The organism is Clostridium tunisiense TJ (assembly GCF_000300195.1).
In the GTDB taxonomy this organism is placed as follows: Bacteria; Bacillota; Clostridia; order Clostridiales; family Clostridiaceae; genus Clostridium_J; species Clostridium_J tunisiense.
This window is the reverse complement of record NZ_AMQH01000012.1, coordinates 471,125-483,767: the sequence shown is the minus strand read 5'-3', so window position 1 is coordinate 483,767 and position 12,643 is coordinate 471,125. Positions and strand designations below refer to the sequence as shown.

Here is a 12,643-nt window from a genome sequence, read left to right as displayed (position 1 = left end):
TAGTGAATAAGTAGCAATCTTTTTCTTAGTTACACTTTTCAATAAGGTTATTATCTATTAATATTTTAAAATCAAATTTCCTCTCTATACCATTTTTAAAGGCTATAGTAATACTACCCTTTTCTAAACTCTTGACAACTCCAAAACCAAAGTTTTTATGGATTAGGTTTTCTCCCTCAACTATACCCTTTGTGTTTACAATATCCTGAGTAAAGTTGCACTCCTTTAAAAATCTAGAAGGTTTACGGGGTTTTCCTTGAACTATGTTTGGCAGTATAAGGGTGAGATTATTTATTGCTCTAGTTATGGCTACATAAAAAAGCCTTCGCTCTTCCTCAATATTTTCTTCTAGGCTTTGCTCATGTGGAATAATACCTTCAACTAAATTGATTAAATAAACATGATTAAACTCCATGCCCTTAACGCCATGAACAGTACTTAGCAATACTACATTCTCATCCTTTGTTTTACTCTTGCTCTTAAGAATTTCTTCATTAACCACTTCAACATGGGCTAGAAAATTAATTATAGTTCTGTAATCTCCAAGGGAATCCCTAAACTCTTCTAATATATTCTCTAAATCAGTAATATGAATTTTATACTTATTACAGTATTCTACTAAATAATCATGATAACCTAAGTCATGTATTATAAAATCCACTGCAGTATGAAGACTCATTTTATTTAAATTATGTATATCCTTCTTTAACTTGTCTATAGCCTTAAGTTGGAATATAGGAACTGTATCTATAGCTTTTAATTTTTCAAATACATCAGAGCAGTAAATATCCTTTTTAATTATTTCTAGATTTCCTTTACTAATATATCTGTAAGGTCTGTTTATTATTCTAATGAAGCTTTCTGTATCAGTTGGGTTAATACTTAACCTTAAGTAGGCTAAAATATCTCTACAAACAAAGTGATCATAGAAGTTGAACTCCCTTTCTAATAGTTTAAAGGGAATTTTTTTTCTAATAAGACTATCGATTATCCCTCTGCTCTCAATGTTTGTTCTATACAAAACTGCAAAACTATTATAGGAATTGCTACCACTTAGTACAGCCTTCTCAATTTCATTAGCAATAAAATCCCCTTGTTGCGCTTCTCTTTGAACCTTAACAAAGGCAATATCTCCATCATAATTTTTATTTGGTACTATGGTTTTATCACTTCTTAGCTTGTTATTTTTGATAGTCTCCATAGAAAGCTTTACAATATTAGAAACTGACCTGTAGTTAGTTGAAAGATACAACTGCTTGGAATTATTAAATAGTTCCTGAAAATTAACCATAAAGTCTGGTCTAGAGCCTCTAAAGCTGTAAATACATTGATCCTCATCCCCCACTGCAAAGATGTTATTTTCGCCTTTAAGTAGTCTTAAGATATCTAACTGAATAGCATCACAATCTTGAAACTCATCTATTAAAATATATTTAAACATGTTTTGATATCCTTGCAATAATCTAGGGCTTTTTATGAAGAGATTTTTGCACATTATTTGAAGGTCTTCAAAATCCAAAAGATTTTTTTCTCTTTTATAGGTCTCATATAATTCATACAAATTTTTGAATATGTTTTTATCTAAATCTGTAGAAAACTCTTCTAAAGATGTGTTAGCACATTTAAAAAGGGAAATTGCATTAATAAACTCTTTTATTCTATCCTCACTAACCTCTTCCATATAAGTAGTTAAAAAACTCTTAACTAACTTAAAGGTTTCACTGCCTTCTATAATTTTAATCTCACCATAGTAAGAAGTTAAAATTCTATAAAATAGCCCGTGAAAAGTACCAAAAAAAGGGGTTGCTTTATTTTTACTCATGTTAATAAATCTTGTTTTCATATTATTAGCAGCTGCTTTTGTAAAAGTAATCACAATAATATTTTTAGGATTAATATTTTTGTGATTAATAAGATGAAATACCCTGTTTACTATTACAACAGTTTTCCCACTACCAGGGCCTGCTGTAACTAATATATTCTCCTCTTCACAAAGTACAGCATTTAGTTGTTCTTTGCTTAATTTTTCAAACTCATTGTATATCATTTATATCCCTTTTCATTTTATAAATTTTATTCTAATCAAATAATATTACCACAATATTTATATTTATACTATAGTAATAAAAGTATCAATATGGTAATATATAGTGGACATTAGTAAGAATTTTATTTGTATGAATTCTATTCATAATTATTAAATAGTAAGGGGAACTAAAATGAGTACATTCACAGAATTTGATGTAAAAAATCAAAGAAATCTAACCATGTTGGTGGATTTTTATGAATTAACCATGGCAAATGGTTATTTAAATAAAGGAGTACAAAATACTGTTGCTTATTTCGATATGTTTTTCAGAAGAATTCCAGATGGCGGTGGCTACTGTATAATGGCTGGTGTAGAACAGCTTATTGAATATCTTTCAAACTTAGAATTTACTAAAAATGATATAGAGTACCTTAGAGGCAAAAACCTCTTTAGTGAGGAGTTTTTGGAATACCTACTTAACTTTAAGTTTAGTTGTGATGTTTGGGCAATTCCAGAAGGCTCTCCTGTGTTTCCAAATGAGCCTCTAATAACTGTTAGAGGACCAATAATGCAAGCTCAATTTATTGAAACTATGATACTACTAACTATTAATCATCAAACTTTAATTGCCACAAAAGCTGCAAGAATATGTGAGGCTGCTAGTGGAAGAGCAGTTATGGAATTTGGCTCTAGAAGAGCTCAGGGTTATGATGGTGCAATTTATGGTGCAAGAGCCTCTGTTATTGGTGGCTGTAATTCAACAGCTTGTACTATTGCTGATGAAATGTTTAATATTCCTGCAATTGGTACCATGGCTCATTCATGGGTGCAATTATTTGATAGTGAATATGAAGCTTTTAAAGCATGGGCAGAAACTTATTCTGATAATACGGTGCTACTTGTAGATACTTATAATGTTTTAAAATCTGGAATACCAAATGCTATTAAGGTTTTTGAAGAAGTATTAAAACCTTTAGGCAAAAGACCAAAAGCAGTAAGAATCGATAGTGGAGATATTACTTACTTATCAAAAGAAGTTAGAATGCTTTTAGATAATGCAGGGTATGAAGATGTAAAAATTACAGTGTCAAACTCCCTTGATGAATTTATAATAAAAGGTGTTCTTGAGAATGGAGCTAAAATAGATAGCTTTGGTGTAGGTGAAAGATTAATAACCGCCAGAAGTGAGCCAGTTTTCGGTGGTGTATACAAACTAGTAGCTATTGAAAAGGATAACCAAATTATACCGAAAATTAAGATAAGTGAGAACGTAGAGAAAATAACTAATCCAGCCTTTAAAAAGTTATATAGAATTTATGATAAACATTCAAATAAAGCTGTTGCGGATTTAATAACCCTTCATGATGAAGCAATTAATGAAAGTTCTACTCTAGAGCTTTTTGATCCTAATTACACTTGGAAAAGAAAAAAGATAAAAGATTATCAATGCAAAGAATTAATGGTTAAAATCTTTGACAAGGGAAATCTTATTTATACTAGTCCTACAGTAATGGAAATCAGAGAGTACAGCTTAAATGAGCGAAAAAAACTTTGGCCTGAGGTTTTAAGATTGCAGAACCCACATGCATATTATGTTGACTTATCGCACAAACTTTGGGAGTTAAAAGAAGCATTACTTCACGAATATTCATCAGTATTTGAAGAATAATTTAGATAGGATTGAATAACTATTATGGATAAAATTAAAATAAGAATTTCAAATAATGCATATAGCGATATGATAAACTTGTTAAACTTCCATGACGAGTATAACTGTTTTAGATTATATTACGAAAATGGATGTTGTAAATCTTCAAAGGTACAACTAATGCTAGATACTACTAGCCCAACAGATGTTTGTGATAAAATTGAGGATTTAGTTGTTTGTTACACTAGGGACTTAATGGAAAATATATATTCAGTTACAATTTTACTAGAGAAAGGTAATTACTTAATTAAGTCAGAATCCAGCACTTCTTTAAGTTCTTGCAATAATTGCTCTAAAAACTGTAAAGGTGGATGCCACTAACATTGATTAATATTAAATCAAATCTTATTTAAAAGTAAACCCCTTATGTTATATAACATAAGGGGTTTACTTTTAAAACTTTTATATTTTAAACCATTAAAATTATTATCTATTTATAGATAACTTTCGCCATATAAAATATTCAGTGGTGAGGACTTGTCCTCTCTAAACAAATCATAGTCATATATGTTTTTAATAGAAATTGACTTGAAATTTTTAAGCTCTACAAAAGGACATTTATTTTCATTTTCTGTCCATTTATAAAGTGAGCACTCCTTAAAACACTCAACCACCTCATCATGCGTAGTCAAAAAAGGACATTTTGACATTGTAACACCCCATCCCTACCAAAGCTATTAAAACAATTATAGATTAAAACAGGAATAAAATGAAGCACTTTTTTGAAAATTCTATATGTTTTATATAAAAAATTATAATTAATTTAAAAATTTTAGTAAAATAATATTTTGTAATAATATTTTGGTAAAATAATGAAACTTTCTCCAATGATTTGATATATTTTGACATGTTTGTCGTATTTGAATTTGCAGTTAAAACCCTAGATGTTCTCCTACAACAATAACTGTGATATCACTTCTCAATGGTTTTCGTTTTACAGTAGTGTAGATTCTACATATTCTCTTGCTACTATTGCAGTCAGCACATACACCCAAGGACGTACAGGGGTTTTGTAAATTTAATCTTTTATTATTTAATGGGCAGGCAGTAAATCCTAATCTTTCCGCCGCCTCAACCTCATTCTTAACTATTTTATTCACACCAGCTACAATAATTATTTTTCTTGGCCCAAAGTTCATAGCAGCAACCCTATTTCCTGCTCCATCTACATTTATTAAATATCCATCAAGAGTTACAGCATTAGTACTACACAAATAAACATCGCTCAACAATTCTTTTCTCATAATTTCAAACTTTTCTTCTTCAGAAACTCCATCGCTATGTCTTAATAAGGTGCCACCCTTTTCTATTATGTTATGGTCTATATTTAAATCCTCTATGGTTGTTGATCCCCCTATGCCAACCACAGTTCCTCTACTTATATGATACATAATAAATGCTACTGCTTCCTCTTTTGATTCCACATAAATAGAATGAAATTCATTCTTCTGAAGAGATTTAACAACACGTTCCCCTAGTAGTTGCTCTTGCCACCTTTTTATATTATCCATAAAATCACCCCATATATTTAATATATAATACATTCCATTTAATAATATTTAATATTTCACATAATTATTTCTTATTTATTCAAAATCATAAATTTAAAATTAATCCTCACCTTTTAAAATATCTATAAAGGATTTGATAATCTGAGCTGTAAAACCCCATATAACATATTCATTGTATACATAAAAATATTCTCTTAAAATTCCTTTTCTAAATTTATAATCTTTTCCCCTATTTATTAAATGAAAAGGAAACCCTTCATGATTAGTTGGACCTATTTCCATGTTATAAAGTAGTGGCTCATGCTCCAAAAAAAACTTTAATGGGACTGTAAATAGGTGATCAACTTCGTATTCGCTAGGAATTATTTCAGCTTTATTAGTTCTTCCTATAAATGGATACATGAACATACCATAGGGACTTATAAAATAATCCATTTCTCCAATATATTGAATCTCATTAATATTTAAGTTAAGCTCTTCCATAGCTTCTCTTATTGCAGTATCCTTAGGACTTTCCCCTGGTTCAATCATACCTCCTGGTAAGCACACATCTCCAGGTTGGTGTGTCAATTTATTTGATCTTACTTCAAACACTAAATGTTCTTCACCATTTATTTCTTGTAATAAAATTAATACAGCGCTATTTTTATATTTCCCAATAGGATTAGCTTTTCTATATTTAAAAATTTTCTCTATTTCATTTACCATATTTAACCACCCTTTCTTTGTGAAAACTTGCAAGTTGAAAAAATAAAAACTATTTTATATAGAATTCAATATAGAAACTACACTGATAATAAACCTACTTTTGCATTCTCTTTCGTATAAGTTGCTTTTGATTTATTAAGTAAGGTAAGAATACTGTTACAACTTATATACTTAATTATTATTACTATATAATATGATTATACCTAATATTGTTAAGTTTGTCCCCTTGTTCTAAATTATTCATAATGGTATACTAGGTTTATGTTTTGTTTTACTAAGCATTACATTTAAAATTAAAAACACTAAATAAATGGAGAGATGCAAATTGATGAAGAAAAAAGTAATAACTTTGGCATTAACTTTTAGCTTGCTTTTCTCTTCTACTGCATTAGCTGCACCAGCTCCTGATTTAATAGGAACTTCTGCAATCGCAGTGGATTTGACAACAAAAGAGATAATTTATGCTAAAAATATTGATGAGAAAAGACAACCTGCAAGTATAACTAAACTTATGACTGGGTTACTTCTTGCAGAAAATAAAAAGCCTGAAGATAATTTGACTTATCCAGAAGGTGCTAAAAAGGAGCCAGATTACTCTTATGGATTAAACGTTCATCCAGTTCAAGCTGGTGAAACCTTTAGCGGCAGTGATGCAATGGATATCCTCTTACTTTATTCTGGAAATGACATTGCTTATATGATTGCTGATAATGTGGGTGGTTCTGTTGAGAATTTTAGTAAACTCATGAATGAGAAAGCCAAATCCTTGAATATGACTAATACAAATTTTGTAACCCCTAACGGCTTAGATGATAATACAAATGATCACTATACTTCTGCTTATGATTTAACTTTACTTGGCGAAGCAGTTTATAAAAATCCATGGGTTAAAGAAACAATTGCTAAAAAGACCTCGGAAGTTCAATCTTCAAATGGACCTATAGCTGTAATTGAAAATAGAAATAAACTATTAGGGATAAATGGAAATGTTGGTGGGAAAACAGGATATACTACTAAATCTGGCCGTTGCTTATTTACAATTTATGAAAGAAACGGACGTACAATTGCTACAGTAGTATTAAACTCCGAATATAATTTTCCAGCTGATACAAAAGTTTTTGAAGATATGGAAAAGCTTGTTGAATATAGTTTTTCTGCAGAGAAACAAGTATTTTTAGAAAAAGAAAAAGAGTTAAAATCCATTACTTTAAAATACAAAGCTATTCCATTTATAGGACCTACAAGAACTATTAAAGTTCCTGTAAGCCTACATAAGGATATAACCTTATATAATACAGAATTAGCTCCTGAACTAAACTATGCAATTGAGGATATAAGTCCATGGAAGCTTAGTGCTGATAAGCCCGTTGGAAAAGTTGAAGTTAAGGTTCGAAATTACAGCGAAAGTTATGAACTATTCCCAAACATATCAAAGTGGCAAATTATAAAAGATAATGCATTATACTATCTCTTAGCATTATTAGTAATAATTACAATTATATCTTCTATTGTAATTATTAGAATTAAATTTAAAAGAAAAAAAAGAAGAAGAAGATCACTTTTTAAATAAACTATTAAAAGCCTATAAAGAGTAAAATGTTCCTGTTTTAAGGACACTTTAATTCACTCTTTATAGACTTTTTTTATAAAATTTTATTTACCCATTCATAATGAATAATTCCATAATTAATCAGGTCATGCCTTTGTTTATCTCTTAATATAAACTCTCTAAAAACCCCTTCTTTTACAAAGCCTAAGCTTTCGTATAGACCAATAGCTGCCGAATTATATCCAAGAACTGTGAGCTGAAGCTTATGCAAGTTTAGCTCATTGAAACCATAGTCTATAGTTAATGACATAGCCTCTTTTCCAATACCTTTTCCTCTGTAACTTTCATCTCCAATACCAACAAATATAGTGGCCACCCTATTATTCCATTGAATATTCTCAAAACCTGTTACTCCAATGAGGGTATCCTTTTCTAAATCTCTTATTGCAAATATTATTTCATTGTTAGCTTGCTGCATCCCTTGGATAAACTTTGATATATAGGAGGTTTCTCTTGGTATGGCTATTAGTTTATCAAAATGCCTTAAAAATTTCATATCGTTATACCAAGACTCTATAACTGGTATATCAACTTCCCTTACTGCTGTTAGTTTAACATTTTTACCTTTAAGTAATTGCATTATACTCATAGTTGATCCCCCTTACAAAATATCTAATACTGTGTATTTTTTTTCTAGTTTAATTGGTCCATAAGACATTTTGGCTATTCTTAGTCCTAAAAGTCCCATATCATCTTCCCTATTTATTAACGGGATATGACTATAAAGCATTTCTGTAGATTTTTGATTTATAAAAGCAAATACTCCTGAATAATTTTTATCACCTTTTTCAAAGTGTATTATTGCCATTTCATCATTAACAATCTCGCCAATACTAAATCCTGCAATGTTATCATCTACATAAACTGCTAAACCTTTGAGCTCTAAAATTTCCCAATTATCTAACACCTCATTAATAGCTTCTAGCTCAAAGTCTGTAAGCTTATCATAAACACCATAACTTTCATGCCATATCTTTGCAACTCTCTTGCAATCTTCTTTAACCTTTAAGTCATCTATAACCTTAAGCATATAATTATTATTTTTTTCAAACTTGTTATAATGATTTCTTTTTTTATGTAATACTTTACCTTGCATGGTTATAAGACTTTTACTTTCGTAGATATAATCAAAATTATCTCTATCTTCTTCGTAGATAACCTTATCTCCATAAACATGAATTAAATCTTCAACAAAATTCCATTCAACTTCTTTAAACAAATAATCTAAATTATTTCTTTGTTTTTCTGTTTTAAGTACTTCTATAACATTTCTTAAAGAATTATCATCATAACCAAGGAGCTGAACAAAATGACTCTTTCCATGATAGTCCTTCTTTTTTAAAATTAAAACCTGTTCCTCTATTGTATACTCTATATTACAAGCCTTACTCCATATAATTAGTGTTGCGAAGGAAAACTCGCAAGTACTAAAATTATAGGGAGAAATATAAGGCATAATAATGTTCTTATCTTCAATTGTTAATTTCTTGAAACTTAGCATAAACTCCTCCAAATACTACTTAAAATCCAATGCTATATTGTTATCCTGAATTTTTAAACATGCATTGAATTTATTTCCTTTCTTTGACACAAATCCTTGGATAAGCTCTGTCTTACCAGAGTTTATAAGTTGTCTTATTTGTTTTGGTGATATACTAACTCCGCATATTTCTCCAAGGAAAAATTTACATCCGCTTTTCCAATTAGTACATCCATACCCTTTTATATTTTTTACAATGTGTCCAACTCTACATATTGGGCATATACCTAAGACTTCATCTAAATCCGCCTTGTTTAATTTTGTGTTTTCATCTGAACATAGCCCATCCATTACATTGCTATAATCAATTACATTGTTGTGGGATAATACCTTTTTTACATTGTCTTTTATGTAACTTTCTAACTTATCCATAAATTCTTCAGCATTAATTTCTCCATCTGTTATCATTTTTAATCCTTTTTCCCAGCTAGCTGTTAATTTTGGGTTTAAAAGTGATGGTATAGAGCTTTTTATAGTTTCATAAATGAGTTCGCCTTTAATCGTAGGATGTACAATTTGATTCTTTTTATTAATAAAAATATAATCTATTCTTTCAAGTTTTTTTAATATTTCTGCTCTTGTAGCACTGGTGCCTATTCCAGCACCTTTAATGTGTTCTCTTAATTCCTCATCTTCTATTAACTTCCCTGCGTTTTCCATAGCTAGAATTATTGAACCTGAGGTATAATATTTTGGTGGTGTAGTTTCACCTTCTTTTATAGTAAGTTCTTTTAGTTCTATTGAAGAGCTTTTTTTAATTTTATTTAAATTACTTTCACCCTTCTCATCCTTCTCATCCTTACTATTTATTACTACAAGGTAACCCTTTTCTACACAGGCCTTTTCATTTGCATAAAAGTATTCATTACTTATATTAACTTCAATTGAGATTTTGCTATATTCAGCGGGAGGATAGAAAATTGCTAAAAACCTTCTAAGGATCAACTCAAAAATTGACTTTTCTAAGTCTTTTAACTTATTAAATCCATCTAATCCTTCGCCTGTAGGAATAATAGCATAGTGGTCAGTAATTTTACTATCGTCTACATATTTGGATTTCAAAATCTTTGAATACCACTTTTCATTAATAATTTCATTCACATTATTGTTAATATCGCCAATTTCCTTAAATCTTAAAAGTTTATTTAAAGTTTTATTTATTTCCTTAGCTACAGCTGAAGACAATACTCTAGCATCAGTTCTTGGATAAGTTACAATTTTCTTTTCATAAAGACTTTGCACAATTCCCAAGGTTTCATCTGGATTTATTTTAAACCTTTTAGAGCACTCATTTTGTAGTTCTGCTAAATTAAAAAGTAGGGGCGGATTCTTTTTCTCTTTTGATTTACTTATACTTGTAATTTCTATATTATTTTTGTTTTTATTTGTGAAGTTTAAAAGTTCTTCACTATGTTCCCTTTTTAAAAACCCATTATCATTGTAGAGTTTCTCACTATTAAAATATTGGGATTTCTCATTGACCTTCCACTCGCCAGAAAAATCTCCTTCAGAAGTATGAAAATCTCCTTGAAGTTTGTAAAAGGTAGTTTTCTGAAACCCCTTAACTTCTCGTTCCCTATCTACAATCATGGCAAGAACACAAGACATTACTCTGCCAACTGCAATTACAACTTTATCTTCCCTTAAAAGTTTAGATAAACTACGACCATAAATTAAGGTTAAAAGTCTTGAAAAATTAATTCCTTGAAGATAATCTTCCTTAGCTCTAAGATATGCGGAATTGGCTAAGGTATCATAAGTTGATAGATCTTTAGCTTCTTTTATTCCTCTTTTTATTTCTTCTTCAGTTTGTGAATCTATCCAAACTCTTTTTTTGTTCTTATCATTTACCCCAACCATCTGGTCCACTAGTCTATAGATGTATTCTCCTTCTCTTCCTGAGTCGGTACAAACATAGATTGTATCAACGTCTTCTCGTAGAAGTAACAACTTAACTACCTCAAATTGCTTCTTCACCGATGGAATAACTTCATATTTATATTCCTCTGGTAAAAAGGGTAAGGTTTCTAGTGCCCATGATTTTAATTTTTCATCATAAGCTTCTGGGTAACTCATAGTTACCATATGACCTACACACCAGGTAAAAATGGCCTTTTCACACTCTATATATCCATCTCTTTTTGTTCCCTTTAATTTTAATAAATTAACATAATCCATTGCAACTGATGGTTTTTCTGTAACAAACAATGCTTTATTCATATTAAGTCCTCTTTATTGTAATTTGTTTTAAACTAATTTTTATAACTTATAATTTCAAAAGAAAATAGTAAGGAATTTAATCCTTACCGTGTTCATTATACCATAAATTACTATAACATATTTCAATATTCCGCTAAATAATTTATAATAAATATGTAAAGGCTTTCAAAATAAACTTTTTTATTAGTTTTTCATAATAAATTAAATAAACTAAAGTTTTACCTTTTAAGCTTAAATTACATAAAATGGAGGATAAAATTATGAGAATAATCGATTTAAGAAGTGATACCGTTACCCAACCTACAGACAAAATGAGGCAAGCTATGTTTACCGCAATGGTTGGAGACGATGTTTATGATGACGATCCTACTATAAAAGAACTAGAAAAATATGCAGCTGAGCTTACGGGAATGGAGGCTGCCCTATTTGTACCAAGCGGTACTTTTGGTAACCAATTAGCCTTGCTAACTCACTGTCATCGTGGTGATGAAGTTATACTTGGTGATGATTGCCATATTGTTGCTCATGAGGTAGGAGCAGCATCTGTAATTGCTGGAGTTCAACTTAGAACTGTACAAAGTAATCATGGAATATTAGATCCTTTGGAAATTGAAAAAAGAATAAGAAAAGAGGAAGATATTCACTATCCAAAAACTTCTTTAATTTGTCTTGAAAACGCTCACTCTAGTGGTAGAGTGGTTCCTTTAGAAGTAATGGAAGACCTTAATAAGGTTGCAAAGAAGCATAACCTTCAAGTTCATCTTGATGGAGCAAGATTATTCAATGCCTCTTCCTACCTAAATGTAGATGTAAAAGAAATAACAAAGCATGTTGATTCAGTAATGTTTTGCTTATCTAAAGGTCTATGTGCGCCAGTTGGTTCTATACTAGCTGGAAAAAAAGACTTTATAGCAAAAGCTAAAAAGAATAGAAAACTAATGGGTGGTGGATTAAGACAAGCAGGCTTCCTAGCTGCTGCTGGCTTAGTTGCTTTAAAAGAAATGAGAGAAAATCTTAAAACAGATCACGAAAAAGCAATACTTTTAGCTAAAGAATTAGCTAAAATTCCAGGAGTTAAAGTTAATTTAGAAGATATTCATCTAAACATGGTTTTCTTTGATATGAGAGATACAGGTTTATCTAGCGATTATGTGGTAGAGAAATTCTTAGAAAAAGGAATTAAAATTTGTGGTGAAGAGGATGGCATGATGAGATTTGTTACTCATTATTGGGTTACTGAAGAAGATATCCATTTTGCTGTAGATTTATTAAAATCTTTAATTTAGACTACAAATTATTACTTATAAACAGCTTACCC

At 30.1% G+C, this 12,643-nt stretch carries 11 protein-coding genes; 4 read left to right on the top strand and 7 right to left on the bottom strand.

The genetic code is table 11. The features are described 5' to 3' along the window. Positions 1–25: 25 nt before the first annotated feature. On the bottom strand, positions 26–2,047 hold the full coding sequence (locus C661_RS0114155; RefSeq protein ID WP_017415996.1) for an ATP-dependent helicase: 2,022 nt from the start codon (positions 2,045–2,047) through the stop codon (positions 26–28). A gap of 172 nt (positions 2,048–2,219) precedes the next feature. Between C661_RS0114155 and C661_RS0114150 the strand changes: the two genes are divergently transcribed. Further along, complete coding sequence (locus C661_RS0114150) at positions 2,220–3,698, top strand: nicotinate phosphoribosyltransferase (RefSeq protein WP_017415995.1); 1,479 nt, start codon at positions 2,220–2,222, stop codon at positions 3,696–3,698. Positions 3,699–3,722: 24 nt separating this feature from the next. Beyond that, complete coding sequence (locus C661_RS0114145; RefSeq protein WP_017415994.1) at positions 3,723–4,058, top strand: hypothetical protein; 336 nt, start codon at positions 3,723–3,725, stop codon at positions 4,056–4,058. Between the two features lie 113 nt (positions 4,059–4,171). Here the strand turns inward: C661_RS0114145 and C661_RS22010 are convergent, their stop codons facing one another. The 3 genes from C661_RS22010 to C661_RS0114130 form a co-directional block, all read right to left on the bottom strand. Further along, on the bottom strand, positions 4,172–4,387 hold the full coding sequence (locus C661_RS22010) for a hypothetical protein (RefSeq protein WP_017415993.1): 216 nt from the start codon (positions 4,385–4,387) through the stop codon (positions 4,172–4,174). Between the two features lie 222 nt (positions 4,388–4,609). After that, positions 4,610–5,248 (bottom strand): lactate utilization protein, encoded by a 639-nt coding sequence (locus C661_RS0114135; protein ID WP_017415992.1) that lies wholly within the window; start codon positions 5,246–5,248, stop codon positions 4,610–4,612. Positions 5,249–5,347: 99 nt separating this feature from the next. Next, complete coding sequence (locus tag C661_RS0114130; RefSeq protein ID WP_017415991.1) at positions 5,348–5,956, bottom strand: NUDIX hydrolase; 609 nt, start codon at positions 5,954–5,956, stop codon at positions 5,348–5,350. 328 nt (positions 5,957–6,284) lie between these two features. Between C661_RS0114130 and C661_RS0114125 the strand changes: the two genes are divergently transcribed. Beyond that, positions 6,285–7,526: a D-alanyl-D-alanine carboxypeptidase family protein gene (locus C661_RS0114125; protein WP_017415990.1), complete on the top strand. Its 1,242-nt coding sequence runs from the start codon at positions 6,285–6,287 to the stop codon at positions 7,524–7,526. Between the two features lie 73 nt (positions 7,527–7,599). Here the strand turns inward: C661_RS0114125 and C661_RS0114120 are convergent, their stop codons facing one another. From C661_RS0114120 to C661_RS0114110, 3 genes are read right to left on the bottom strand one after another with little or no spacing between them, the layout of a single operon-like run. Continuing rightward, on the bottom strand, positions 7,600–8,154 hold the full coding sequence (locus C661_RS0114120) for a GNAT family N-acetyltransferase (RefSeq protein ID WP_017415989.1): 555 nt from the start codon (positions 8,152–8,154) through the stop codon (positions 7,600–7,602). A 12-nt stretch (positions 8,155–8,166) separates the two neighbouring features. Next, positions 8,167–9,066: a DUF2156 domain-containing protein gene (locus C661_RS0114115; protein ID WP_017415988.1), complete on the bottom strand. Its 900-nt coding sequence runs from the start codon at positions 9,064–9,066 to the stop codon at positions 8,167–8,169. A 15-nt stretch (positions 9,067–9,081) separates the two neighbouring features. Beyond that, positions 9,082–11,325 (bottom strand): type IA DNA topoisomerase, encoded by a 2,244-nt coding sequence (locus C661_RS0114110; protein WP_017415987.1) that lies wholly within the window; start codon positions 11,323–11,325, stop codon positions 9,082–9,084. Between the two features lie 260 nt (positions 11,326–11,585). On the opposite strand from C661_RS0114110, the gene ltaE reads away from it, so the two are divergent. Continuing rightward, positions 11,586–12,611 (top strand): low-specificity L-threonine aldolase, encoded by a 1,026-nt coding sequence (gene ltaE, locus C661_RS0114105; protein WP_017415986.1) that lies wholly within the window; start codon positions 11,586–11,588, stop codon positions 12,609–12,611. Positions 12,612–12,643: the final 32 nt, after the last annotated feature.

What these genes read in the sequence shown, in the direction of transcription:
- C661_RS0114155 (WP_017415996.1), bottom strand. Translation starts at nt 2,047, where the DNA reads ATGATATACAATGAGTTTGAAAAATTAAGCAAAGAACAACTAAATGCT.
- C661_RS0114150 (WP_017415995.1), top strand. Translation starts at nt 2,220, where the DNA reads ATGAGTACATTCACAGAATTTGATGTAAAAAATCAAAGAAATCTAACC.
- C661_RS0114145 (WP_017415994.1), top strand. Translation starts at nt 3,723, where the DNA reads ATGGATAAAATTAAAATAAGAATTTCAAATAATGCATATAGCGATATG.
- C661_RS22010 (WP_017415993.1), bottom strand. Translation starts at nt 4,387, where the DNA reads ATGTCAAAATGTCCTTTTTTGACTACGCATGATGAGGTGGTTGAGTGT.
- C661_RS0114135 (WP_017415992.1), bottom strand. Translation starts at nt 5,248, where the DNA reads ATGGATAATATAAAAAGGTGGCAAGAGCAACTACTAGGGGAACGTGTT.
- C661_RS0114130 (WP_017415991.1), bottom strand. Translation starts at nt 5,956, where the DNA reads ATGGTAAATGAAATAGAGAAAATTTTTAAATATAGAAAAGCTAATCCT.
- C661_RS0114125 (WP_017415990.1), top strand. Translation starts at nt 6,285, where the DNA reads ATGAAGAAAAAAGTAATAACTTTGGCATTAACTTTTAGCTTGCTTTTC.
- C661_RS0114120 (WP_017415989.1), bottom strand. Translation starts at nt 8,154, where the DNA reads ATGAGTATAATGCAATTACTTAAAGGTAAAAATGTTAAACTAACAGCA.
- C661_RS0114115 (WP_017415988.1), bottom strand. Translation starts at nt 9,066, where the DNA reads ATGCTAAGTTTCAAGAAATTAACAATTGAAGATAAGAACATTATTATG.
- C661_RS0114110 (WP_017415987.1), bottom strand. Translation starts at nt 11,325, where the DNA reads ATGAATAAAGCATTGTTTGTTACAGAAAAACCATCAGTTGCAATGGAT.
- ltaE (WP_017415986.1), top strand. Translation starts at nt 11,586, where the DNA reads ATGAGAATAATCGATTTAAGAAGTGATACCGTTACCCAACCTACAGAC.